The organism is Endobacterium panacihumi (genome assembly GCF_050847465.1).
Classification (GTDB): Bacteria; Pseudomonadota; Alphaproteobacteria; order Rhizobiales; family Rhizobiaceae; genus Neorhizobium; species Neorhizobium panacihumi.
Genome location: NZ_JBOZRA010000001.1, coordinates 1 through 24,254, shown reverse-complemented (window position 1 = coordinate 24,254; position 24,254 = coordinate 1). Strand labels below are relative to the sequence as shown.

The 24,254-nt window shown below is 60.0% G+C and carries 27 protein-coding genes and 1 tRNA gene; 11 read left to right on the top strand and 17 right to left on the bottom strand.

Annotation, left to right across the window (positions count from 1 at the left end):
- Positions 1–203: 203 nt before the first annotated feature.
- From ACRQ1B_RS00140 to ACRQ1B_RS00120, 5 genes are all read left to right on the top strand, one after another.
- Positions 204–1,799 carry an ABC transporter substrate-binding protein gene (locus tag ACRQ1B_RS00140; RefSeq protein WP_432291660.1) on the top strand — a complete coding sequence of 532 codons (1,596 nt, stop codon included), beginning with the start codon at positions 204–206 and terminating at the stop codon, positions 1,797–1,799.
- Between the two features lie 159 nt (positions 1,800–1,958).
- Entirely contained in the window at positions 1,959–2,963 is a 1,005-nt protein-coding gene (locus ACRQ1B_RS00135; RefSeq protein ID WP_432291659.1) for an ABC transporter permease subunit, read from the top strand.
- A gap of 16 nt (positions 2,964–2,979) precedes the next feature.
- A complete protein-coding gene (locus ACRQ1B_RS00130) occupies positions 2,980–3,900 on the top strand; it encodes an ABC transporter permease subunit (RefSeq protein WP_432291658.1) in 921 nt (306 codons plus the stop codon).
- A gap of 2 nt (positions 3,901–3,902) precedes the next feature.
- Positions 3,903–4,781: an ABC transporter ATP-binding protein gene (locus ACRQ1B_RS00125; RefSeq protein ID WP_432291657.1), complete on the top strand. Its 879-nt coding sequence runs from the start codon at positions 3,903–3,905 to the stop codon at positions 4,779–4,781.
- On the top strand, positions 4,778–5,632 hold the full coding sequence (locus tag ACRQ1B_RS00120; protein WP_432291656.1) for a dipeptide ABC transporter ATP-binding protein: 855 nt from the start codon (positions 4,778–4,780) through the stop codon (positions 5,630–5,632). The genes ACRQ1B_RS00125 and ACRQ1B_RS00120 overlap by 4 nt, the downstream gene beginning before the upstream one ends.
- Positions 5,633–6,095: 463 nt before the next feature.
- Here the strand turns inward: ACRQ1B_RS00120 and gfa are convergent, their stop codons facing one another.
- The 6 genes from gfa to ACRQ1B_RS00090 all read right to left on the bottom strand — a co-directional run bounded on the left by gfa (position 6,096) and on the right by ACRQ1B_RS00090 (position 12,055).
- On the bottom strand, positions 6,096–6,677 hold the full coding sequence (gfa, locus tag ACRQ1B_RS00115; protein ID WP_432291655.1) for an S-(hydroxymethyl)glutathione synthase: 582 nt from the start codon (positions 6,675–6,677) through the stop codon (positions 6,096–6,098).
- A gap of 239 nt (positions 6,678–6,916) precedes the next feature.
- A complete protein-coding gene (locus ACRQ1B_RS00110; RefSeq protein ID WP_432291654.1) occupies positions 6,917–8,044 on the bottom strand; it encodes an S-(hydroxymethyl)glutathione dehydrogenase/class III alcohol dehydrogenase in 1,128 nt (375 codons plus the stop codon).
- Positions 8,045–8,064: 20 nt separating this feature from the next.
- On the bottom strand, positions 8,065–8,940 hold the full coding sequence (locus ACRQ1B_RS00105) for a quinoprotein dehydrogenase-associated putative ABC transporter substrate-binding protein (RefSeq protein ID WP_432291653.1): 876 nt from the start codon (positions 8,938–8,940) through the stop codon (positions 8,065–8,067).
- Between the two features lies 1 nt (position 8,941).
- The gene (locus ACRQ1B_RS00100; RefSeq protein ID WP_432291652.1) at positions 8,942–9,406 is read right to left on the bottom strand and encodes a c-type cytochrome, methanol metabolism-related; all 465 of its coding nucleotides are present in this window, start codon (positions 9,404–9,406) and stop codon (positions 8,942–8,944) included.
- A gap of 226 nt (positions 9,407–9,632) precedes the next feature.
- A complete protein-coding gene (locus ACRQ1B_RS00095) occupies positions 9,633–11,486 on the bottom strand; it encodes a methanol/ethanol family PQQ-dependent dehydrogenase (RefSeq protein ID WP_432293767.1) in 1,854 nt (617 codons plus the stop codon).
- Between the two features lie 158 nt (positions 11,487–11,644).
- On the bottom strand, positions 11,645–12,055 hold the full coding sequence (locus ACRQ1B_RS00090; RefSeq protein ID WP_432293884.1) for a hypothetical protein: 411 nt from the start codon (positions 12,053–12,055) through the stop codon (positions 11,645–11,647).
- Between ACRQ1B_RS00090 and ACRQ1B_RS00085 the strand changes: the two genes are divergently transcribed.
- Positions 11,982–12,326 (top strand): hypothetical protein, encoded by a 345-nt coding sequence (locus tag ACRQ1B_RS00085; protein ID WP_432291651.1) that lies wholly within the window; start codon positions 11,982–11,984, stop codon positions 12,324–12,326. The genes ACRQ1B_RS00090 and ACRQ1B_RS00085 overlap by 74 nt on opposite strands.
- 21 nt (positions 12,327–12,347) lie before the next feature.
- Here ACRQ1B_RS00085 and ACRQ1B_RS00080 read toward each other — a convergent pair whose 3' ends face one another.
- Entirely contained in the window at positions 12,348–12,557 is a 210-nt protein-coding gene (locus ACRQ1B_RS00080; RefSeq protein ID WP_432291650.1) for a hypothetical protein, read from the bottom strand.
- A gap of 308 nt (positions 12,558–12,865) precedes the next feature.
- On the opposite strand from ACRQ1B_RS00080, the gene ACRQ1B_RS00075 reads away from it, so the two are divergent.
- Positions 12,866–13,201 carry a c-type cytochrome gene (locus tag ACRQ1B_RS00075; protein WP_432293766.1) on the top strand — a complete coding sequence of 112 codons (336 nt, stop codon included), beginning with the start codon at positions 12,866–12,868 and terminating at the stop codon, positions 13,199–13,201.
- Between the two features lie 15 nt (positions 13,202–13,216).
- Here ACRQ1B_RS00075 and ACRQ1B_RS00070 read toward each other — a convergent pair whose 3' ends face one another.
- From ACRQ1B_RS00070 to ACRQ1B_RS00040, 7 genes are all read right to left on the bottom strand, one after another.
- Complete coding sequence (locus tag ACRQ1B_RS00070; RefSeq protein WP_432291649.1) at positions 13,217–13,840, bottom strand: hypothetical protein; 624 nt, start codon at positions 13,838–13,840, stop codon at positions 13,217–13,219.
- Positions 13,840–14,688, bottom strand: coding sequence for an ABC transporter permease (locus tag ACRQ1B_RS00065; RefSeq protein ID WP_432291648.1), 849 nt, complete (start codon positions 14,686–14,688; stop codon positions 13,840–13,842). The genes ACRQ1B_RS00070 and ACRQ1B_RS00065 overlap by 1 nt, the downstream gene beginning before the upstream one ends.
- On the bottom strand, positions 14,685–15,665 hold the full coding sequence (locus tag ACRQ1B_RS00060; protein WP_432291647.1) for an ABC transporter ATP-binding protein: 981 nt from the start codon (positions 15,663–15,665) through the stop codon (positions 14,685–14,687). Before ACRQ1B_RS00060 ends, ACRQ1B_RS00065 begins: the two co-directional genes overlap by 4 nt.
- Positions 15,666–15,822: 157 nt before the next feature.
- Positions 15,823–16,311 (bottom strand): cupredoxin domain-containing protein, encoded by a 489-nt coding sequence (locus tag ACRQ1B_RS00055; RefSeq protein ID WP_432291646.1) that lies wholly within the window; start codon positions 16,309–16,311, stop codon positions 15,823–15,825.
- Positions 16,312–16,326: 15 nt separating this feature from the next.
- Positions 16,327–17,307 carry a YVTN family beta-propeller repeat protein gene (locus tag ACRQ1B_RS00050; protein WP_432291645.1) on the bottom strand — a complete coding sequence of 327 codons (981 nt, stop codon included), beginning with the start codon at positions 17,305–17,307 and terminating at the stop codon, positions 16,327–16,329.
- A 33-nt stretch (positions 17,308–17,340) separates the two neighbouring features.
- Positions 17,341–18,501 (bottom strand): ABC transporter substrate-binding protein, encoded by a 1,161-nt coding sequence (locus ACRQ1B_RS00045; RefSeq protein WP_432293765.1) that lies wholly within the window; start codon positions 18,499–18,501, stop codon positions 17,341–17,343.
- Positions 18,502–18,890: 389 nt separating this feature from the next.
- Complete coding sequence (locus ACRQ1B_RS00040; protein ID WP_432291644.1) at positions 18,891–19,121, bottom strand: hypothetical protein; 231 nt, start codon at positions 19,119–19,121, stop codon at positions 18,891–18,893.
- Positions 19,122–19,228: 107 nt separating this feature from the next.
- Between ACRQ1B_RS00040 and ACRQ1B_RS00035 the strand changes: the two genes are divergently transcribed.
- Complete coding sequence (locus tag ACRQ1B_RS00035) at positions 19,229–20,641, top strand: dihydrolipoyl dehydrogenase (protein ID WP_432291643.1); 1,413 nt, start codon at positions 19,229–19,231, stop codon at positions 20,639–20,641.
- 32 nt (positions 20,642–20,673) lie between these two features.
- On the opposite strand, the gene ACRQ1B_RS00030 is transcribed toward ACRQ1B_RS00035, so the two are convergent.
- Complete coding sequence (locus ACRQ1B_RS00030) at positions 20,674–21,132, bottom strand: MarR family winged helix-turn-helix transcriptional regulator (RefSeq protein WP_432291642.1); 459 nt, start codon at positions 21,130–21,132, stop codon at positions 20,674–20,676.
- A 136-nt stretch (positions 21,133–21,268) separates the two neighbouring features.
- On the opposite strand from ACRQ1B_RS00030, the gene ACRQ1B_RS00025 reads away from it, so the two are divergent.
- The gene (locus ACRQ1B_RS00025) at positions 21,269–21,700 is read left to right on the top strand and encodes an organic hydroperoxide resistance protein (protein ID WP_432291641.1); all 432 of its coding nucleotides are present in this window, start codon (positions 21,269–21,271) and stop codon (positions 21,698–21,700) included.
- 167 nt (positions 21,701–21,867) lie between these two features.
- On the opposite strand, the gene ACRQ1B_RS00020 is transcribed toward ACRQ1B_RS00025, so the two are convergent.
- Entirely contained in the window at positions 21,868–22,965 is a 1,098-nt protein-coding gene (locus ACRQ1B_RS00020) for a GGDEF domain-containing protein (RefSeq protein ID WP_432291640.1), read from the bottom strand.
- On the opposite strand from ACRQ1B_RS00020, the gene ACRQ1B_RS00015 reads away from it, so the two are divergent.
- Positions 22,964–23,461 (top strand): hypothetical protein, encoded by a 498-nt coding sequence (locus ACRQ1B_RS00015; protein WP_432291639.1) that lies wholly within the window; start codon positions 22,964–22,966, stop codon positions 23,459–23,461. The genes ACRQ1B_RS00020 and ACRQ1B_RS00015 overlap by 2 nt on opposite strands.
- A complete protein-coding gene (locus ACRQ1B_RS00010; protein WP_432291638.1) occupies positions 23,458–23,982 on the top strand; it encodes a cupin in 525 nt (174 codons plus the stop codon). Before ACRQ1B_RS00015 ends, ACRQ1B_RS00010 begins: the two co-directional genes overlap by 4 nt.
- A gap of 153 nt (positions 23,983–24,135) precedes the next feature.
- Here ACRQ1B_RS00010 and ACRQ1B_RS00005 read toward each other — a convergent pair.
- Positions 24,136–24,212 (bottom strand) — tRNA-Met (locus ACRQ1B_RS00005).
- Between the last annotated feature and the right edge of the window lie 42 nt (positions 24,213–24,254).

Sequence of the window (24,254 nt, the reverse complement as noted above, 5' to 3'; positions counted from 1 at the left end):
CGACATGATACATTAACGTAAATCTTGGCCTTGCCGGGGTAACCGCGCGATTGTGTGTTGACAAGCCGCGCCTGCCGTCCTGTATCTGTCGCACCGACTCGAACTGGCACCAGGGGAAGGTAAGAGGACACGCCACGGCTTTGATCCGGGTGTTTGTCTCTGGGGTGCCTCAGAGGCAAGAAGTCAAAAAAGGGGAGTTTTCCATGAAACGCGCGCTTATCGCCGCACTCGCACTGGCCGCGCTGCCAATGCTTCCGACCGTCGCTGCGGCCAAGACCTTCGTATTCTGCTCTGAAGGTTCGCCGGAAGGTTTCGATCCGGGCCTCTACACCGCCGGCACGACCTTCGACGCTTCGGCACATCCGATCTACAACCGCCTGCTGGAATTCAAGCCGGGCACGACGCAGCCGGAAGCCGGCCTCGCCGAGAGCTGGGAGATTTCGCAGGACGGTACGGTCTACACGTTCAAGCTCCGCTCGGGCGTAAAGTTCCAGACCACCGAATTCTTCACGCCGACGCGTGACTTCAACGCCGATGACGTCATCTTCTCCATCGGTCGCCAGATCGACGAAAAGAACGTCTGGAACAAGTACATCACCGGCGGCACCTGGGAATATGCAGATGGCATGGGCTTCCCGAAGCTGATCAAGTCGATCGAAAAGGTCGATGACCTGACGGTCAAGGTCACGCTGAACCGTTCGGAAGCGCCGTTCCTGGCAAACCTTGCCATGCCGTTCGCATCGATCCTGTCCAAGGAATATGCCGACAGCCTCGAAAAGGCCGGCACCAAGGAACAGTTGAACCAGCAGCCGGTCGGCACCGGTCCGTTCACCTTCGTTGCCTACCAGCAGGACGCCATCGTGCGTTACAAGAAGAACGCCGACTTCTGGGGCACAGCTCCGAAGATCGACGATCTCGTCTTCGCGATCACCACCGACGCTGCCGTTCGTTACCAGAAGCTCAAGGCTGGCGAATGCCACCTGATGCCTTACCCGAACGCTGCCGACGTGCAGGCCATGAAGTCTGACGAAAACCTGCAGGTTCTCGAGCAGGAAGGCCTCAACATCGCCTACCTCGCCTACAACACGACCCAGGCTCCGTTCGACAAGGTCGAAGTGCGCAAGGCACTCAACAAGGCGATCAACAAGACCGCCATCGTTGATGCCGTCTTCCAGGGCATGGCAACACCTGCCACCAACCCGATCCCGCCGACCATGTGGTCCTACAATAACGACGTCAAGGACGACACTTACGACCTCGACGCCGCCAAGAAGATGCTTGAAGAAGCAGGCGTCAAGGACCTCTCCATGAAGGTCTGGGCCATGCCGGTTTCGCGTCCGTACATGCTGAACGCACGTCGCGCCGCTGAAATCATCCAGGACGATTACGCCAAGATCGGCGTCAAGGTTGAAATCGTTTCCTACGAATGGGCAGAATACCTGTCGCGTTCGAAGGACAAGAACCGTGACGGCGCCGCCATCATGGGCTGGACCGGCGATAACGGCGACCCGGACAACTTCCTCGACACCCTGCTCGGCTGCGATGCCGTCGGCGGCAACAACCGCGCGCAGTGGTGCAACCAGGAATTCGACGCCCTCGTGAAGAAGGCAAAGTCGACGTCTGACCAGGAAGAACGCACCAAGCTCTATGAGCAGGCGCAGGTCATCTTCAAGAAGGACGCTCCCTGGGCAACCATCGACCACTCGCTGGCCGTCGTTCCGATGCGTAAGGGCGTAACCGGCTTCACCCAGAGCCCGCTCGGCGACTTCACCTTCGAAGCTGTCGATATTGCCGAGTAATCTGGCACTCTGACAACTTTTTGCCGCGGGAGACATTGCGTTTCCCGCGGCATTTTCTTATGAGTTGCCCAAAAATATGGCGGTGACGCCGAAATAGCCTGATGCATGGCTTGACAAAAAACATGAATCTGGCCCGCCCCTTTTCCGCAAAGGCTTAAAATGTTTGGCTTCCTTCTGCGGCGCCTCGCCGTCCTGATCCCGACGTTCATCGGGGTCTCCATCATCGCGTTCTCGTTCATCCGTCTTCTTCCGGGCGATCCGGTCGCGTTGCTTTCGGGCGAGCGCGTCATGTCGCCGGAGCGCCACGCGCAGATCAGCGCGCAGCTCGGCATGGATCGGCCGATGGTCATCCAGTATTTCGATTATCTCGGCGGCGTTCTGACCGGTGACTTCGGCACCTCGATCGTTTCCAAGAAGCCGGTGCTCGACCAGTTCCTGACGCTGTTCCCGGCGACGGTCGAACTCTCCTTCTGCGCCATCATCATCGCCGTCTCGCTCGGCATCCCGGCCGGCATCATCGCCGCCGTCAAACGCGGGTCGATCTTCGACCAGGGCCTGATGGGTATCGCGCTTGTCGGTTATTCGATGCCGATCTTCTGGTGGGGCCTGCTTCTCATCATCCTGTTCTCCGGCATCCTCCAATGGTTCCCGGTCACCGGCCGCATCTCGCTGATGTTCTATTTCCCGCAGGTCACCGGTTTCATGCTGATCGACAGCCTGATCTCGGGCCAGAAGGGGGCATTCGCCTCGGCGCTCAGCCATCTGGCGCTGCCGTCGATCGTGCTTTCCACCATTCCGCTGGCCGTCATTGCCCGCCAGACTCGTTCGGCCATGCTGGAAGTTCTCTCGGAAGATTACGTCCGCACCGCCCGCGCCAAGGGGCTTTCGCCGTTCCGCGTCATCGGCATCCATGCCCTGCGCAATGCCATGATCCCGGTCGTCACCACGGTCGGCCTGCAGGTCGGCGTCATGCTGGCCGGCGCCATTTTGACCGAGACGATCTTCTCGTGGCCGGGCATCGGCAAGTGGATCCTCGATAGCGTGTTCCGCCGTGACTATGCCGTCATTCAGGGAGGGCTGTTGCTGATCGCTGCGATCATCATGACCGTCAACCTGATCGTCGACCTGCTCTACGGTCTCGTCAACCCGCGCATTCGCCACTAAGAAGGAGCAAAATCCCATGGCCGACGCCACACTTGCACAAAAGGTTGAGGAGCCCGTCTCCAGCGCCCAGATGCGACGCCAGATGCTCAAGGAGTTCTGGTTCTATTTTTCCGAAAACCGCGGTGCCGTCATCGGCCTCTACGTTTTCGTGGCTCTCGTTCTCGTCGCGATCTTCGCGTCGCTGATTGCACCGCATTCGCCATTCGAACAATATCGTGATGCCGTGCTGAAGCCGCCGGCATGGGTCGAAGGCGGTAGCTGGACCTATGTTCTCGGCACCGACCCGATCGGTCGCGACATCCTTTCGCGCCTGATCTACGGCGCGCAGTATTCGCTGTTCGTCGGGCTGGTCGTCACCACGCTGTCGCTGGTCGCCGGTATCATCGTCGGCGTCATCGCCGGTTATTATCGCGGTTGGGTCGACACCGTGATCATGCGCCTGATGGACATGATCCTCGCCATCCCGTCGCTGCTTCTCGCTCTCGTGCTCGTCACCATTCTCGGCGCCGGCCTCAACAGCGCGATGATCGCCATTGCCGTAACGCTGCAGCCGCATTTCGTGCGCCTGACGCGTGCCGCCGTGATGGCCGAAAAGTCCCGCGATTACGTAACGGCTGCCCGCATCGCCGGTGCAAGCCCGCTGCGCCTGATGTTCCGCACCATTCTGCCGAACTGCACCGCGCCGCTGATCGTTCAGGCAACGATGTCGTTTTCGAACGCCATTCTCGATCTGGCCGCTCTCGGCTTCCTCGGCATGGGCGTACAGCCGCCGTCTCCCGAATGGGGCACGATGCTGGCCGAAGCCCGCGAATTCATCCTGCGTGCCTGGTGGGTCGTCACCTTCCCGGGCCTTGCAATCCTCATCACCGTTCTTGCCATCAACCTGATGGGCGACGGCCTGCGCGATGCGCTTGATCCGAAGCTGAAGAGGTCCTGATCATGTCGCTCTTACAAATCGACAATCTCACCGTCGAATTCGAAACCTCGACCGGCTGGTTCCGCGCCGTCGATGGCGTTTCGATCAAAGTCGACAAGGCCGAAGTTCTTGCCATCGTCGGTGAATCCGGCTCGGGCAAATCGGTCTCCATGCTGGCCGTCATGGGGCTTCTGCCGGCAACGGCAAAGATCACCGCCGACCGCATGCTGTTCGAAGGCCAGGATATCCAGAAGCTCAGCGGCGCCGAGCGGCGCAAGCTGATCGGCAAGGATATCGCCATGATCTTCCAAGAGCCGATCGCCAGCCTCAACCCGTGCTTTACGGTCGGCTTCCAGATCGAGGAAGTGCTGCGCATTCACCTCGGCCTGGACAAGAAGGCGCGTCGCGCCCGCGCCATCGAGCTGTTCAAGCTGGTCGGCCTGCCGAATGCGGAAGAGCGCATGCATGCCTTCCCGCACCAGATGTCGGGTGGCCAGTGCCAGCGCGTGATGATCGCGATCGCGATTGCCTGCGACCCGAAACTGCTGATCGCCGACGAACCGACCACCGCTCTTGACGTGACCATCCAGAAGCAGATCCTCGATCTGATCATGGACCTGCAGGCACGCACCGGCATGGGCCTGATCATGATCACCCACGACATGGGCGTTGTCGCCGAAACCGCCGACCGCGTCGTCGTGCAGTACAAGGGCCGCAAGATGGAGGAGGCCGACGTGCTGTCCCTCTTCGAAAACCCGCAGAGCAACTATACCAAGGCGCTGCTGGCGGCCCTGCCTGAAAACGCCACCGGCGACCGTCTGACCACGGTTTCCGCCTTTTTCGACGGCAACCCGGAACCGGCACCTTCTGCAGGAGCATCGGCCGAAGGAGCATCCGCATGAGCGAGCTAAAGACCACCGACACCATGCTCGAAGTGCGCGACATCAAGCGCGATTACGAACTGCCGGGCGGCTTCATGAAGCCGAAAAAGACCCTGCATGCCGTCAAGGGCGTATCCTTCAGCCTGGAGCGCGGCAAGACGCTGGCGATCGTCGGCGAAAGCGGCTGCGGTAAGTCCACGCTGGCGCGCATGATCACCTTCATCGACGAGCCGACTTCGGGTGACCTGATCATCGACGGCAAGAAGATGGACACGCGTCCGGGCCACCTGACCTCGGACATGCGCCAGAAGGTCCAGATCATCTTCCAGAACCCTTACGGCTCTTTGAACCCGCGCCAGAAGATCGGCGATGTTCTGGGTGAACCGCTGGCGATCAATACGGACCTGTCGGCTGCCGAGCGCCGCAACCGTGCCACCGAAATGCTGATCAAGGTCGGCCTCGGTCCGGAACATTACAACCGTTATCCGCACATGTTCTCCGGCGGTCAGCGCCAGCGTATCGCCATTGCGCGCGCGCTGATGATGAACCCGAAGCTGCTGGTGCTGGACGAGCCCGTCTCGGCACTCGACCTTTCGGTTCAGGCACAGGTTCTCAACCTGCTCGCCGACCTGCAGGACGAGTTCAACCTCACCTATGTCTTCATCAGCCACGACTTGTCCGTCGTGCGTTACATCGCCGATGAGGTGATGGTGATGTATTTTGGCGAGGCGGTCGAATACGGCACGCGCGACGAGGTGTTTTCCAACCCGAGGCACGAATACACACAGACCTTGTTCAAGGCGACGCCGAAGGCGGATGTGGAATCCATTCGCGCCCGTATCGCGGCCAAGAAGGCGGCGAGTGCGGCCTGAACTCTGCGACGGCAGGTGCTGCCGGAGTTGATGTCAGCCGATCACCATTGGAAAAGGCGCTGCGAGATCGCGGCGCCTTTTTTCGCGGTTTCGTGACCATTCGGGTAGCTCCCCGGCTACCCGCTCTGTCCGGTGGCCAGAAGCAGAAAGCCCGAACCCCAGCCGGGAGCGGCCGATCGGCAACGGCCCAAAATGCCGATCCGGCACCGGGTCTCCCACCGCATTGAAGGCAGGCGCGCAGCTTTTGAGCATGAGAAGCCACAAGCAAATATTGCCTTGCCCTCACGCCGCCGACAGTTCCCCCTCCCCTGCCCCCGGCTACAGGCTCACTCACTCTCCAAGTACAAGTCCAAGCCCCCTCACCGCAGCGTCCTGCAAAACGCAGCGACAGCAGGCACAAATACACCTCCGCACCTTCCGACACGTCACTGCAGCTTTCGGCGATCTTCGGACATCTGCCGGGTCAGGCCGGCAAAGCCCCTGACTTTTTCGCCACCCATGTCGCCACATAGTCCATCAGGCCCGGGGAAAGGCAATCATAGGGCTGCAAGCCGAGGTCCTTGAGCCGTGCCCGGATACCGTCCATCCGGCCCGGATCGACACCGGATTCGATGATCGACGACACGAAGGCGGCAAAACCCGGAGGTGCCCAGCCGCTTTCCTGAAAACGTTCCGGATGGATGAAATCGAGCCCCTGGAACGCATGCTCGCGCTCGACCGGCCCATACATATGCACGCCGCATTGTTTGCAGGCATGCCGCTGGATCAGCGCCGACGGATCGACCACGGCGAGCTTGTCGCCGTTTTCCGTCACCGTCACCTTGTCATGCGGCACCACCGCAACGATCGAAAAATCGGCGCCCTTGGGTTTCCAGCATTTGGTGCAACCGCAGGCGTGGTTATGGGCCACCTGCCCCTCGATCTTCACCTTGACCGGCTTGTCGACACATTCGCACACCAGCGTGCCGCCGGAAAAACTCGAACTTTCCGGCTTCACGCCACCATCGACCGCGGGATGAATGCGGACCTGAACTGCACTGTCCATAACAACGCTCCTCCTCCTAATCGAGGTCCGGCCCGATCATCGGCGGCTGCCTCGCTTCATCTCAGTTTGGCGACAACACAACGCACCGCACCTGCACGCGCTTGCTGTTTCCGTAGACACCGCCCAATCCCGCATTCGGTCGCCTCAGACGTTTTGGGCAGATGCAGTACCACCTTCATTTCAGGCGCACAGTTTGCAGCACATCTCCCGAAACATCGGCCACACCGATTGTCAGCACATCAATAAATCACCACACCGCGAATGCTTTCGCCCGAATGCATCAGCTCGAACCCCTTGTTGATGTCTTCGAGCGGCATCGTGTGGGTGATCATCGGATCGATCTGGATTTTTCCCTGCATGTACCAGTCGACAATTTTTGGCACGTCGGTACGGCCGCGCGCGCCGCCAAAAGCAGTACCCATCCAGTTGCGGCCGGTGACCAGCTGGAACGGACGCGTGGAAATCTCCTGACCGGCACCCGCAACCCCGATGATGACCGACTTGCCCCAGCCGCGATGCGAACTCTCCAGCGCCTGACGCATGACCTTGGTATTGCCGGTGCAATCGAACGTGTAATCGGCGCCACCGATAAGGTCGCCGTTACGCTTGGTCATATTGACGAGGTAAGGCACGATGTCGTCGCCGACTTCTTTCGGATTGACGAAATGCGTCATGCCGAACTTTTCGCCCCAGGCCTTGCGATCCGGGTTGATGTCGACGCCGATGATCATGTCGGCGCCGGCAAGGCGCAGGCCCTGCAAAACGTTCAGCCCGATGCCGCCGAGACCGAAAACGATGGCCGTCGAGCCGATCTCGACCTTCGCCGTGTTGATGACGGCACCGATGCCGGTGGTCACGCCGCAGCCGATATAACAAACCTTGTCGAACGGGGCGTCGGGGTTGATCTTGGCAAGCGCGATCTCCGGCAGGACCGTAAAATTCGCGAAGGTCGAGCAGCCCATGTAATGATGGATCTTGTCCTTGCCGATGGAAAAGCGCGAGGTCCCATCGGGCATCAGGCCCTGTCCCTGTGTTGTGCGGATCGAGGTGCAGAGGTTGGTTTTTCGCGAGGTGCAGGAATAACACTCGCGGCATTCCGGCGTGTAGAGCGGGATGACGTGATCGCCCTTTTTCAGCGAGGTGACGCCGGGGCCGACATCAACGACGATACCGGCACCCTCATGGCCGAGAATGGCCGGGAACAGGCCTTCCGGATCGGCGCCGGACAGCGTGAAATCGTCGGTGTGGCAGATGCCGGTGGCCTTGACCTCGATCAGCACTTCGCCGGCCTTGGGGCCGTCCAGCTGCACGGTCATCACTTCCAGCGGCTTGCCGGCCTGAACGGCCACGGCGGCACGTACGTCCATATTCTATTCCCCTCTCCCTCTCACTGCGTGATCCTGCGGTCGCGTTCATCCAGCAGCGGCACATTGTATTCCAGCAGCAACCGGTCGATCTCCGGCTGCTTTTCCTTGATAAAGGCGTTCAGCACGCGCTTGAAATTCTGGTCGGACGGCCGTACGCCCATGGTGATGCGGTAGACCATACGCTGGCCCCGCTGTTCATGGATCAACGGCACGAGCACCATGTCCTTGCCCGCTCGCGCCGCATAATAACCGGCCATCGGTCCCCACATCACGGCAGCGTCGATCACACCCGCTGCCAGATCCTTCATCGCCAGTTCCGCCATGGATGGCATGACCCGCGTATCGACCATCAGCGGATACACCTTGGCTTTGCCCATCAGCTTGGCCGCAGCCATGTTGGCAGTCGGCGGCGTGCCTTCCACGACGCCGATGCGTTTGCCGGCAAGTTTTGGGTCGGCCAGCGTCTCGACACCGGTCAGATCGCCGGCCTTCGCATAAACCAGCACATAGGCGGAGCGGTAATAGGCATTGGTGTTCTGCACCAGTTCGTCGCCCTGCGCATACCCCATGACAATGTCGCAGCGATTGGCGCCCAGCGTGTTGCGCACGAAACCGGTGATCGACGGAAACCAGGTGTAGGAAACAGACTTACGCCCCGTTCCCTCCGCCACCATTTTCGCCAGCTTGTCCTCGAACCCCTCACCGCTCTGATCGGAAAACGGCATGTTGGAGGGATCGGCGCAGACCCGCAGCACATCGGGATCGACAAGCTCGCCCGCTGCCCCCAGTCCTGCCCCTTGCGCCAACACCCGCTGCGGCACAAAGCCAAAACCCAAGGCCAGCACCACCGCGAAAGAGAAAAGGCATTCGAGCCAAAACCTGAAACCACCCGCCATCTCAGCCTCCCATGCAGGAGGCTTCGTAATCCTTGGCCCCCTGTGGCTTGTCGGCTTTTTTCGGCGGCCGCCCGCGCGGTGCGGCTTCGACGGCGCGCGCCCGCAAATAGACGTAGATATCGTCGAGATAACAATAGACGTTCTTGTTGTCGCCAAAGGCGGGCATGACGTTTTCCTTGCCGCCACCGACATTTTTGCGGCCTTCCGCCACGATCGACAGGAAACCGGCATAGTCCAGCTTCTTCAGACTGGTCGCCAGTGCCGGCGCATAACTCGACCCCACACCGTCCGGCCCGTGACAGACATGACAGTCCGAATGATACCGCCGGTAACCGCTGAACGTGTACCAATCGACGGTGCCGTCGGCGGAAATCCGAAAAGTCGGATTGCCATCCTTGTCGAAGAACTTTCCGTCCTCCTCGCTCGCCACCGCCGCCTTTTCCTTGTCGTCGTCGGCAAAGACCATTCCAGAATGCGAAAGAGAGAATATCGCTGCACAAAACGCGAAAACTGCCATGCGAAAAGCCATTGAAGAACCTCACACGTCAAACATTTCTGCATGCACGGAAAACGCCATTCGGAACGCTTGCGCCCCGAAAGCAACAAACCGCACGCCAGGTTATCATTCTGAATGATCCACCGATCCCGTGGCGGGCCGCACCAGAAAGGCGCGACCCGTCTGCTCAGGTCCGTCAGTCGGGAAGACCAAAAACCGTCAGCTGACCACCAAGCGTGGTATAATCGGCAAGCGCCGCATAACCGCCGACCGCACCGAGACCGGCCGTGCCGACCACCGCGGCCTCATCCTGACCGCCACGGCCCTGATCGACCGCACCGTGCCAGGCGGCAGCGTTTTCCGGCGACAGAAGACCGCCGGCAAGGCCGATGCCGGCCCAGCCACCGACGCCCGACAGCACGGCGATATACTGCTTGCCGCCATGTTCGAACGTGTTGATGTTGCCGATGATGCCGGATGGCGTCTTGAACTTGTAAAGCTCCTTACCGTCGAGGCTGACCGCCTTGATGTAGCCTTCCAGCGTGCCGTAAAAGACCACGTCACCGGCGGTTGCCAGTGCCCCCGACCAGACGGAGAACTGTTCCGGGATCGACCAGACGATCTCCCCCTTGGCGGCATCCCAGGCGATGAAATTGCCCATGCCGCCATGGCTGTCCGGTGCCGGATACATCGACACGGTTGCCCCGACATAGGGTTGACCGGCTGTGTAACTCACCTTGTAGGGCTCGTAATCCATGCAGACATGGTTGGTCGGCACGTAAAAGAGCTTGGTCTTGGGCGAATAGGTGGCCGGTTGCTGGTCCTTCGAGCCGAGTGCCGCCGGGCAGATGCCGGTCGAGTTGGTATCCTCGCCGTTCTGCTGCGTCGAATATTTGGCGACCACCTGCGGCCGGCCATATTGCTCGCTGCTCTTGTCCATCACCACTTCGGTCGCCCAGTTGACCTTGGGGTCGTATTTCTTGGCGACCAGCAGCTCACCGCTCACCCGGTCCAGCGTGTAGCCAAAACCGTTGCGGTCGAGATGCACCAGCACGTCATGTGTCTTGCCGCCGATCTCCATGCCATCGACAAGGATGTTTTCATTGACGCCGTCATAATCCCACTCGTCATGCGGGGTCATCTGGTAGAGCCATTTGGCCTGACCGGTATCGGCATCGCGCGCCATCAGCGTCATCGACCATCTGTTATCGCCGGGTCGCTGCACCGGGTTCCAGGTGGATGGATTACCGGTGCCGTAATAGATCAGGTTGCTCTTGGCGTCATAGGAGAACCAGCCCCAGGTCGTGCCGCCGCCGGTCTTCCACTGCTCGCCTTCCCAGGTATTCATGCCGGAATCCTTGCCGACAGGCTTGCCCAGATGCATGGTCTTTTCCGGGTCGATCAGCGTTTCCGCATCCGGCCCGGTGGAATAGGCCTTCCAGGCCAGCGACCCGTCTTTCAGGTTGTAAGCCGCCGTCCAGCCGCGCACGCCGAATTCGGCGCCGGAAACCCCAATGATCACCTTGTCCTTGACCACCATCGGTGCGGCCGTGCCGGATTCACCCTTGCCGCCATCGATCTGATCGCCGTTCTTTATCGACCATGCCAGCTTGCCGGTCTTGGCATCGAGCGCCACCACCGTCGTATCGGCCTGGTTGAGAATGATCTTGCCATCGCCGTAGGCCACACCGCGGTTGACGGTATCGCAGCACATGATGCCGATGACATTCGGATCCTGCTTGGGCTCGTATTTCCAGAGGATTTTTCCGTCGTTCTTCAGATCGAGCGCATAAACGATGTTGGGGAACGGCGTGTGGATATACATCACGTCGCCGATCACCAGCGGTCCGCCTTCATGGCCACGCAGCACGCCAGTAGAGAAACTCCACTTCACCTGCAGGCTCTTGACGTTGTCCTTGGTGATTTCCTTCAGCTCCGAATAGCGATGGTTGGCGTAATTGCCGGTCGGCATCGCCCAGTTTTTCGGATCCTTCGACAGTTTCGTCAGGTCATCATTGGCCAGCACCGTGCCGGCAAGCCCGACAGCCATGCTCGCGGCCAAAAGGCCGGTGGCCGCCAGAGGCAGGAAAAGGCTAGGCAGACACTGAATTTTTCCAGTTACACGCATGCGACATCCTCCCGATGCTTATTATATTCACACGAGGTTCGTCATCACGAACGCTCGCATGCTCCAAGGCAGCCAGCGCTTCATGCTATGTGCGGGAATATTTCCGTCAGCGTGTCACGGTAAAAGGATGGGCTGAGGGCACCGTTACTGCCCACCCCACAAACCTTCGAAACCCTGCTCCTCCCAAAAGCAAGGCCTTGAAGCCGGAAACTTTTGTGACAATAGGTCAATAAATTGGATGCGGCAAGTGCAATATACGAATAGACTTTGACGAAGACGACAAATGCTGCCAAGCAGCAGAATTTGCTGCAATAGCGCAAAAGTATTACTTGAAAAATATAAGCAATATTTGAAAACTGTACAAATGACAGCTTTTCACCGATCGAGTAAAACCCGGCCTTGGGAGGAGAAATATCGATGTCTACCCGATTTTTTTGCATTGCATTCTTCTTGGCGTCATTCCTGCCCGCCACCGACACATTGGCAACCAATGACTATCCAACGGTTGCAGTCTACGATTACGTTAACGGATGCATGAAAGCCAATGGTGAAAGCCGCGCCGCACTTCAGAGTTGTTCTTGCTCGATTGATGTCGTCGCCTCAATCATCCCCTACGAGCGTTATGAAGCGGCGGAAACCTTTGTGAGCCTTGGCCTGCAGACAGGAGAACGCGGTGTGCTCTTCCGGCAGGGTGCCATTGCCAGGACCGCAGTATCCGAACTGCGCCGTGCCCAGGCGGAAGCCGATGTCCGTTGTTTCTGAAGGAATGTTTTGCGCCGCGGATCAGATTTTTCGGCTGCTGTCGGGAAAGGCACAGGTCCAGCGAACGATCCTGACTGCCGGGTGTTCGCTCGACCATTTGGCGATCTCGGACGGCGCCAGGATCATGCATTGGAACAGCGAGCCGCGACTTTCGAAATACAGATGTTCCTTGCGGCAGACGCCCGGATCGCTCAGCAGGCAGACTGTCAGGACAAGATCGATCATGGTCATCGGAACCTGCCTCGCGCGCTCTGGCACCCGTGCCCGGCGACGCGACAAAGTTTACGCCCATGGCCGCACAGCGTCAACCAGAGCGGGAAACCGTGACAAAAATCTGCGGATCTTCTTTTTGCGGCATGATCTCTGCGATGGTGTTGACTTACCATTGCCAAAAACTACCCTTGCGTGCACGGCGCTGCGCGCGATCGGGATGGGAGCCCGGTCAGCCCAGACGTCTTTTCGGGAGGAAATCAATGCATTCCATCAATCTCTGCATTCGTTTCGGCATCTGTCTGGGTGCCATCGGCCTCGTGCTGCCGATGGTAGGTTCAGCCCAAGGTCAGGATGCTGCCGCGGGCGAAAAAGTATTTGCGAAATGCAAGGCTTGCCATGTCCGGGATACCGACCAGAACAAGATCGGCCCCTCGCTGAAGGGCGTGATCGGCCGCACCGCCGGCACCCATGACGGCTTCAAATATTCCGCCGCCATGGCGGATGCCGGCAAGGGCGGCATGGTTTGGGACGAGGCGACACTCACCACCTATCTGCATGATCCCAAAGGCGTCGTGAAAGGCACGAAAATGGCCTTTGCCGGCCTGAAGGTGGACAAGGATGTCGCCGATGTCATCGCCTATCTGAAACAGGCCTCGCCCTGACGAAACCACGGGCCATCATTTTGGCGTTGGTCCTTCCGAAAGCACTTTGACCAGCGCATAAAGCCTCTGCTCGATCAGCGTCGGCACTTCGCAGACGTAAGCGAGCGACTGCACGCGTTCCTGAAAGATGCGGGTGCGAAAGGTCAGTTGTTCGCTGCGGACCGCGATCTGCACCTGATCCGCCCCCGGTTTTGCGCGCAGGAGATCAAGTGCCGAGCCTTCCGCACGCAGGCTTGCCGCCATGTCGCGCTGGCGGTGCGCATAACGGGCGATGCCGGAAATCACATGGGCGCGCTCGCCGTTCATCGTCTCGAACAGGCCCTGCACCAGCATGTCGACACGTCTCTGCCACTGCTCCTGCTTCTGGCCATCGCGAAAGGCCCGGATTTTCTCCTGCGCCTCGGCAAGCGGCAGACGCCGCGCCGCAAGTTCTTCCACCAGTTCAGCCAAATCCGCGTCCCTGCTCCACTCGGCAGCCACTGGCGACAGGGCCGGCCCGGTCCAGATCTGCCCGATCGACAGTTGCGGCACCTTGCGCTGGATGCAGGGCCAGTCGGGATCATCCCCCTGCGCCGCCATCAAGGGCAAAGGCATCAGGACCGACATTGCCACCACGATTATGGATCGTGCAAAAATCATCAGCCATTGCCTCCTGTATCGCGCTTACGGCCCAACAATCCGTGGGCCGGGTCATAGGCAAAAATGGCGCCACCGAGGAAAAGCACGGTGAAACCGCAGACAATACCGAGCGACATCCACTCGATGCGCCCGTAAAGCGCAAAACGGATCAGCTCCACCGCATAGGTGAACGGATTGGCCTGACAGACGCGGAAGAGAAGCGGGCTCGATTCCTGGATACGCCAGAGCGGGTAAAGCGCCGAAGAGGCAAAATACATCGGGAAGATTACAAAGTTCATGATGCCGGCAAAGTTTTCCAACTGCCGGATCATCGACGACAGAAACATGCCGAGCGAACACAACATCATGCCGGCCAGAAGCAGCGCCGGCAGAACCAGAAGATAACCGACAGGCGGCGGCCGCACATTCCAGAACCAGGCAATCGCAAAAAACGCGTAGACCTGCACCACCGACACCGCGACGCCGGCAAACAGTTTCGATATCAGCAGGAACCAGCGCGGAAACGGGCTGACCAGCAACGTGCGCATGTTGCCCATCTCGCGGTCATACACCATCGACAGTGACGACTGCATGCCTGAAAACAAGAGGATCATGCCGGCAAGGCCGGGGGTGATATAGACCTCGTACAGCACATAGGTGCGGTAAGGCGGAATGATAGACACGCCCAGCACCTGCCGAAACCCGGTGGCAAACACGAACAGCCACAGAAGCGGCCGCACCAGCGACGACACGAACCGTTCGCGCTGGTTGAGAAACCGCAGGCTCTCACGGATCATGATGCCGGACAAGCAGGCGAGATATTGGTGGGGTCTGAAGCCGCGGGATGGGTGTGAGGGGAAAGCGGTCATAGCGGCACCGCAGCCTTGGGCGCAGACGCATCACCATCTGGAGGCGTGGAGCGGTCGCTTTCCGATCTCCCCCCTTGAGGGGGAGATGTCACCGAAAGGTGGCGGAGGGGGGTGGACAACGGTACGGTAGATGGTTCGAAAGCGGCACATGCGCCAGCAACACCCCCCTCTGTCCTGCCGGACATCTCCCCCACAAGGGGGGAGAGCACCATGCGGCACGCCTTTTTTCCCGAAACCAACCCCGCAAACGCTTCCGCAATATCCCTCGAACCCGCCGCGCGCACCACATCCGCCACGCGCCCCGTAGCCAGCACCCGGCCATGGTCGAGGATCACCACGTCGTCGCTCTCTTCCACCTCATCGATCAGATGCGTGGCCCACAGGACGCTGAGACCGGTCGCGGCCACCAGCGCCCGTATCGTCGCCAGAATGTCGGCGCGTGCGCGGATATCCAGCCCCACCGTCGCCTCGTCGAGCAGCAGCAGCGATGGCCGGTGCAGCATCGCCCGAACGATTTCCACCCGCCGCATCTGTCCGCCGGAGAGATTTTTTGCCTTGTCATGCAGCCGGTCCGCCAGACCGACCGTGTCCAGCAGAACACCGATCCGCGCCATCGCCTCGCGCCGACGAAAACCGTGCAGCGCTGCGTGATAGGCAAGGTTTTGCGCAACGGTCAGATCGAGATCGAGCGTGCGGGCCTGAAACACGATGCCGAGCCGCCGCAATGCCTCGCCCGGATCGCGCCTGATATCCCGACCAAAAATGCGGATCGAACCGTCGCGCGTGTCGTAAAGCCGGCTGATCAGCGAAAACAGCGTCGTCTTGCCCGCCCCGTTCAGCCCCAGAAGCACGGTAAAGCGCCCTGCCGGGATCGAAAACGACACATCGTCCAGAGCCTTTTTCGGCCCGTAGGCATGGCTGAGGCTGGTGACCTCGAGCGCATGCGGCACACCCGCGTTATCCTCGTTCTGATGCATGACATGTCTCCTCCCATGCTCTATGCGGAGATTTTCCGGGCAGCGGCCGGTGCTTCGCTGCCACCGCAAACGAGCAGGCCGCATGTGGAACGAAGGGGAACGATCTGTTTCTCTCGGACGTCTGCGCGGAAAAGAGCATCGTCCCCGTCACTCCACCTCACTTGATGGTAATCGTCCCCTTCATGCCCTTGTCCGCCAGATCCGGCACCGACCAGGTGTAGCGCCCTGGCCGAACCGCGGTGAACTGCACCTGCATCGTGCCCTCGCTGTCGAATTCCAGCCAGGCCGGCGCGCCGTTCATGTGAACCTCGAGATCGTTGATGACGATCTGGTTCATCCAGACATTGCGGAACAGATCGGTGACGAACTTGTATTCGAGCCCAGCCGCAGACGTGATCTTCCAGCGATAACCCTGACCCGCGACAAGCTCGAAATCCTTGGCGTTGACGGCAAAACTGTCCTCGGCTGACCCCAGCACCAGCTCCGGCACATCCTTGCTCGCCCGCGTCACCTTTTCCGCCGAAACCGCCGGCTTTGCCGTCGGTTTGTCATCGTCGTCATCATCAGCGTCCTGCGCAAAACCGGCGCCCGCCGACATGAACACGGCCGCAAGCGCCACCAAAGCAAACTTCCGATCAAATGCCATCCTCTTCTCCTCCCGTTATTGTTTCGGCGAAACCACAACACCCCAGGGCATTGCCCCCACCGTCACCGATTGCACCGGCTCATCCGTCGCAACGTCGATCAAGGTGATGTCGTTGGACACACCATTGGTGCTGATGATGGTTTTCTGGTCCGGCGTGAACGCCAGCTGCCAGACGCGCTGGCCCACCAGCACATATTTTTCTATCCTGTAGGTGGCGGTATCGACCACCGCGACGCGGTTGGCCGGACCCAGCGCCACATAGGCCTTTTTGCCATCCGCGGTAATGCGCACGCCGACCGGCTGGATCGCTTCGGCGCGCAGCCCGGCAATCTCGAAACTGATCTTGTGCTTCACCTCGCGGCTGGCGTTGTCGATGACCGAAACCGTGCCGCCGATCTCCGCGCTCACCCACACTTCCGAACCGTCCGGCTTGAACTCGGCAAAACGCGGGCGTGCATCCACCAGCACATTGTGGGTGATCTCGTGGCTGTCGGTATCGATGAAATGCGCCATGTTGGTCGTTTCCGACGTGTTGACCATGGTCTTTCCGTCGGGGCTGATGCCCATGCCCTCCGGCTCCACGCCGACCGGAATTTCAGCCAGAACCTCCCGGCTTTCGATATCGATGACAGTGACCAGGTTGTCGTCCTCATTGGCGACATAAAGCGTCTTGCCATCCGGCGAGAGAACGAACAGTTCCGGGTCCGGCCCGGAAGGCAGATGGTTGACGATCTCATGGGTGTCCGTATCGATCACCTCGATCGTGTCATCGTCGCTGGCGCACAGATAAACGAATTTGCCGTCATGCGAGATGGTGATGCCGCGTGGCCGCTGCCCGACGGGCAGGGTTTTGACCACGGCACCGCTGACCGTATCCACCACGGAAACGGTATTGTCCTTCTCGTTCGACACATAGGCCGTGAAGGCCGAGGCCGGCTGCGCGCAACCCAGCCCGGAAATAAGCACAACAGCAGCAGAACGTGGTGTCATCAGCATGTCGGCCCCTCCCAAGGCTGTTTTGGCGTCACCTCATTTCAGCACGCAGCGTGTCTCCGGCTGATCGATGCCAAGCGTGTCGAGTTCGGAAACCTGATGCAAAAAACCCTCCTGCGGAGAGGTCGAGACGACCGAACGCCCGTCGCCGATGAAGACCGGCTGTCGAAGCTGATGATTCCAAGCGCGAAACGTCAGTTTCTGGCCCTTGAAGGCGGCAATCGAAAAATCCGGTGAGCGGACAAATTCGGCAATCCGCGCCGCATCACCGCTCTGCATGCGCGTTGCCGCCTCGCCGACAATGCGCACGGCCGTCCAGGCCGACATGTCTTTCGACAGCATCCTGCGCCCGGTGCTTTTGAGAAAACGGTTCTGGATCTGCGTGCCGCCCCATTGCTCGCTGGCCGGGTGCCAGGCAGAAGGCATCAGCCCTGCCGAACCCGCCACCGGCCGTGGCTCCCAGGTGCGAAACGGCACATAGGTTCCGAAAACTTCACTCTCATCGGCCACCAGCAGCACGTCGTGCTCGGCCAATCCTTGCGTGAACACCGGCATCTGCCGCTGGATCTGCACGACGCCGCTGTCGGTGCGCCGCGCCGTGCCGGTATCGGCGAATTCCTTTTCCGCAACGATCTGACCACCAAACCGCTCCGCCGCACGCCGCAGCGCATCGGCAAACAGCCGGTCATTCTCATGCGACCCGGAAATCAGTGCCCAGCGCCGCCATTGTTTCCAGACCAGATATTGCGCCAGCCCATCGGCCAGCATGCTGCGCGTCGGCGCGGTGTGAAACACATTCGCCCGGCAATCCTCTTCCCGCAACCGGTCATCCGTCGCGCCGACATTGAACACGAGGATGCCCTTCGATGCCGCGGCATCGGCCAAGGCCAAAAGCTGCGCGGGCGCCAGATCGGCCAGAATGGCAATCACACCCTTGCCCGCCATGATGTCGAAGGCGGCAAGCACATCGGCCTGCGGCTTCACCTCGGCCACGTCGATGGAAAATGCCTGCCCGAGAAAGCGCCCGGTCGTGTTGTTGTCGGCGATCGCCACATTGGCCCCCGCAACACCCTCGTCGCGGGGCGGTACATCCAGCACCGACAACGCCAGTTGCCGCGCATAGGCGCGCAGATAACCGAGACGAATATCGACCGGATCGGGTTTCGTGAGGGTTGCCGGTGTCTGCCCCTGAGCCACGGCGAAAGGCGAATGGTCACGCTGATCAGCCGCAATGCCGGAAAAAGCGATGACGAACGAAAACAACGAAGCAAAAAGACAATAAAAAAGCCGCACCCTGCAAATCCACGATTGCAACGAAACGACGCTTTTCCCAAGCGGCACACCTTACATTCCCGAAACCCGACTGCGGCTTTCGAGAACCGGATGCACAACCTCACACGCTGCAGCATCCACCCGCCACGGCTGGCGTGCAACGCTGCAAGCTGGAATTCACATCATTTCAAAGGTGCCCATCGATAATCTACAGGACATGGCACGGCCTGCAACCAGAAATTTCACATGGCGGCATTTCCGGCATTCCGTTACGCTGTGATCAGGCAAGACCTTTATTCGGAACGCTTCGGTACTCAGTCATTGTCCTTGTCTTGGTCCCGGTCGCCACCCGAAGCGCCGGCCGACTTGCGCGCCAGTGCAGGCGGGCGGCCCGGCAGTTCAAGCGCGTTGGTGGCGCCCTCCGTTTCCTCGTTTTCAGCCACCGGTTCGAAGTCCTTTTCCATATCCTGCTCAAGCGGCGGAGGATCCAGTTTTCGACGCGGATCGGTCTCGATTTTTCGTCTGGCCTGTTGCTGCGGGCTCATGATCACCTCTCGGTTTTTAATTCGTACGTAGACGGAACGATTGTCGGCACCCGACTGTTCCCCGATCTCTGCAACCGCGATTTCTGCATGCATTCGAAAGGATCGACGTGAGCGACAGACACTATGACGTGGTCATTATCGGAGCCGGCACCGCGGGCCTTTCTGCCGAGCGCAGCGCCCGCCGCGCCGGTGCCAGCACCCTGATCATCGATGAGCGGTTTGCCGGCACCACCTGCGCCACGGTCGGCTGCATGCCTTCGAAACTGTTGATCGCAGCCGCGAAAGCCAGCCATGCGGCCCGCCAGGCATCCACCTTCGGCATCCATCCCGGTGATCTGCGGATTGATGGCACAGCGGTGTTGCAACGCGTTCGAAAACTGCGAGACGAATTCGTCTCGGCGACGCTGAAATCGATTGATGAACTGCCACCACAATCCAAGTTGCGAGGGACCGCCCGTTTTACCGATAGGACGGTGCTCGATGTCGATGGTGAATGCATTCGCGCCGGCGCCATCGTCATCGCCACCGGTTCCTATCCCGCCATCCCTGCAACCTTTAAGGACCTCGACCACATCCTCACCAATGAAACGGTCTTCGAGCTGAAAAATCTGCCGGACTCGCTGGCGGTGATCGGGGCCGGCCCGCTGGGGCTGGAACTGGCGCAGGCTTTTTCCCGCCTCGGTGTCGACGTGGCCGTCTTCGATGAAAGCGACACGGTGGCAGGGCTGAAGGACAAGGCGGTGTCGTCGGCGCTGAAAGATATTCTGACGCAGGAAATGCCTCTCCATCTCGGCGTCTCCACACGAGCCCGTCAGGTGAAGGACGGCGTGGAAATTTCATGGTCATCCGAAAAACACGACGAAACCAGCGGCACGAAAACATTCAGCCACGTTCTTGTCGCCACAGGCCGCCCGCCGAACCTGAACAGACTTGACCTTGCCAAAACCGGTCTTGCGCTGGGCAAACACGGCACCCCGGTCTTCGACCGCAGCACGATGCAATGCGGCGCCTCACCCATCTTTCTTGCCGGTGATGCCGATGCGGATGCGCCGGTTCTGCACGAAGCCTCTGCGGAAGGTGCGATTGCCGGCCACAATGCTGCACGGTTTCCCGCCATCACGCCGTCCCGACGCACCACGCGTCTCGCCATTGCCTTCACCGATCCACCGGCCGTCACCATCGGGGTCGCCCCGCCGGAAGATGCGCTGATCGGGAAGGCTGATTATGCGGATCAGGGACGCGCCAGGGCGGAAGGCCGCAACGCCGGTCTGGCGCGCATTTATGCTGACGTCAAAGGCAGATTGACCGGTGCTGCCATGGCCGCGCCGGAGGCCGAACACATGGCGCATCTCATCGCCTGGGCCATCGAAAAGGAACAGACTGCCGCCGATCTGCTTGACCTGCCGATCTACCACCCGACTTTCGAAGAAGGCCTTCGCAACGCGCTCAGGCAGATTTGCGCCCAGGCAAAAACGCCGGTCGGCGATAATCGCGACGAAGGGAGCGCGCCGGGGACATGAAAGGAAAGAAGCAAATGCAGGACCCGCAAAAATCAGCGTTCGGCGGCTTCGCTCAGGTTGGCGGTCAGGCGATTGATCGTCATCAGCATGTCTTCGCCTTCGCGTCCGTCCACGGCAATCGCCTGCGCGATACACTGCATCACCGCTTCGGATTTCGTCTCCAGCGCCCTGCCCTGATCGGTCAGAAAGATATCGACACGGCGTTCGTCATCGGCACGGCGGGCCTTTTTTACCAACCCCATCAGCGTCAGCCGCTTCAAAAGCGGCGTCACCGTGCCGGAATCGAGACCCAGTCTTTCGGAGATTTCACCGACCGACAGACTACCCGCATTCCACAGAAGCCGCATGGTCAGAAACTGCGGATAGGTCAGTCCCAGCGGCTCCAGCGCGTGCCGGTAAACGCGGTTGAAGGCCTGTTCGGCCTTGTAGACGGCGAAACAGAGCATCTGATCAAGGCCGATCTCGGCGGTGGTTTTGGAGGGCGTTGTCATGCGCAAAAGATAAATGGCGCACAATCCAATTGCAAGTGATTGACAACGGTGGACCTGAAAACTACATTGTGCGCAATAAGATTTTACAAAATAAAAATCAGTCACCGATCTCTGTGACCAACCAAGGAGAAGACCTATGTCTGTGGATGCAAAATACAAGACGAGCGCGACGGCAACCGGCGGCGGCCGTGATGGCAAGACATCGCTCGAAGACGGTACCTTGTCGCTGCAGCTGGTGGTTCCGAAGGAACTCGGCGGCCCGGGCGGCGATGGTGCCAACCCTGAAAAGCTGTTTGCGCTCGGTTATTCCGCCTGCTTCCTCGGCGCACTGCGCGTCGGTGCGCAGCAGTTGAAGACCAAGGTTCCTGACGGTTCCACCGTTGGCGCGACCGTCGGTATCGGTCCGCGTTCGGAAGGTGGTTTCGGCATCACTGCCGCTCTCGACGTCTACCTGCCGGGCCTCAGCGAGGCCGACGCGCAGAAACTCGTTGAAGTGACGCACGACATTTGCCCCTATTCGAACGCCATCAAGAAAAGCGTCGACGTCGATTTCACCATTCGTACGTAAGTCAGGGCAATGCCCGAGACATGATGTTGAAAGCGCTGCAAGGCGCTTTCGGCGCCGGTCATCCTCCGCCGGGATGGCCGGCTTTTTTGTGGGTACGCCCCCCGCAACCGCGGCAAGCCCAATGATGTTTTCGGCGACCTCTCGGCGACAACCGGCCTGAGCCGCCGCTATTGCGCGGCCAGTACCTGTTCACCGGGCATGCCGGCACTGACGACACTGCGATTGCGGCCGCCCGCCTTGGCGAGATAAAGCGCCGCATCGGCCGCGGCCACCACATGTGGCGGCTCCTGACCGTCGGCGTTATCCGCCACACCGATGCTGACCGTCGCTGCCACCCGTTGTCCACCTGCATTGATGACGAGCCCGGATACGGCATGGCGGATCATTTCCGCCAGCTGGAGACCTGCCGTCGACTGCAGATCCGGCAAAAGCGCAACAAATTCCTCGCCGCCCAGACGAAACGCCGTTCCACGGCCGCCCAACGTATCCGCAACACAGGCGGCAATCGCCTTGAGCACGACATCGCCGGCATCGTGACCATGGCTATCGTTGATTTTCTTGAAGTGGTCGACATCGATCACCAGGATGGAGAAGGCGGATGCCTTGCCCGAAAGCGAAGCTGTCGCTTCGTAGAAGGCACGTTTATTGGCCAGCGATGTCAGTGCGTCGGTATAGGCCTGTCGCTGCCAGAGGCGTGCTTCGGAAAGATGCCGCATCTCGCGTTCGATGAACCGGCCGAGGATGAGCGCGGCTGCCAGCGAACCAACCAGCGTTGCCGGATATGTCTGCAGGAAAAGCGACACGCCCTGCCCCGAGGAAACCAGAAGAAGCAGCAGCGCCAGCGCCGAAACGATCAGCCCGAGCAGCGACAGACTGCCGACAGACAGCCCCAGACGCGGATAGACGAGAAACCGCCAGCCGAGCCCCACGATGCCCGCACAGATCGACGGGCGAAGCGCCTGGCCGATGGGAAGCCCGGTGAGTTCCATATGGCCGACAAGGGCTATGAGGGCCGCGACGAGATAGGGAACGACGCCGCCGAAGGCAGCGGCAAAAGCGAGAAACAGCGAACGCCCGTTGATCACGGTGCCGTCAGGCAGGACAACCGGCATCATCATGGTAATGCAGGCGGCGGCGGCGAACGGCATCCCTTGCGCAATTCGTTTCCATCGCGGTGAAAGACTGAGCCGCTCGGTGCTTCCCAGGCACATGGCGACCAGCGCCATCAAACCGATGATATTGAGAAGGAGGGGAAGCAGAGACATGCGTGAAACCTGTTGGCGTATCGAGCAACAGATACGCCGCAGGTCAAAAGGTCAGGTTAATGCCGTTCTTGAAAAAATGGACAGCAGCACTGCTGCCGAACACCGCCAGCACCTTGCCAGGCGGGATATCATCATTTGCTTGCCTGATGGGAAAGGTCGGCAAAATCGGGTTTCAGGCTGGGAAAGCCAGCCTCAAACCGTCAACCCCGGGAACGACTGGCGTCTCCGCGGGTTGCACCAGTCTGATGCTATCAAGGAGGCTAGGATGGAAAACGCTTCAAAAAATCTCGCCGACGAATATCGACGCCTGGGCGGCACGCGGATCGCCGTGATCGACGACAATCTCGGCTCCTCGCGTGACTGGGATGGAGATCCGCCTGAGGCGGCCCGTTACTGGAATGAGAACATCGCTCCCCTGTCCGACCGGGAACGACGGGATGTGGAGACATTCCTGCCGTCGGTCAGCGAGATCGACAACGAGCATTCGTCCAGATGACCGTCCGCGAGATGGTCTTCAAGCCAAGTGGGTGGGTACCGAACAATCCGCATTTTCCCGTATTGATCTACAAATCCGTTCTGGCAGATGGAATGACGTTCGAAAAACTCTTCACTGCGAACGGATGGGACGGGATCTGGACCAATGGCGTGTTTGATTACCAGCACTATCATTCCGGCGCCCATGAGGTTTTGGGGATCGGCAAAGGACGTGCCACCTTGCTGATCGGCGGCCCGGATGGCGCGGCGCTTGAAGTGGAGGTCGGCGATTGTCTCGTCCTGCCGGCCGGGACAGGGCATCAAAATCTGGCGTGCTCATCCGATTTTCAGGTCGTCGGCGCCTATCCTCCCGGCCAGCAGGCCGACATCCTGACGAAAGCCGCGTCAACTGCGCAATTGAGAAGGATATCGTCATTGCCGCGCCCCGAAACCGACCCGGTGACCGGTTGCGCACATGGGCTGATCGGGCGATGGCCGGAGCAAAGCCTCGAGAATTGCGGCGGACAGCAAGGCGAGGCATGACCCGGACCATCAGACGGGAAAGAAATCGCTAGCCCCCTCCCCTCTGTCACTGTTTGTGTTTAGCGTTGGGTCGCTGCTTCGACGGCGTAGGGGCACGATGTCTGGGTTTGTTTTGTTGACTTGGTTTTTTTAAATTTTCGGGGATATTTGTTTTGGTTGCGGGGGCAGGATTTGAACCTGCGGCCTTCAGGTTATGAGCCTGACGAGCTACCGGGCTGCTCCACCCCGCGTCACCAAGTGTCGGGCGTTTTGGGCCCGGAAGCAATTGTGTC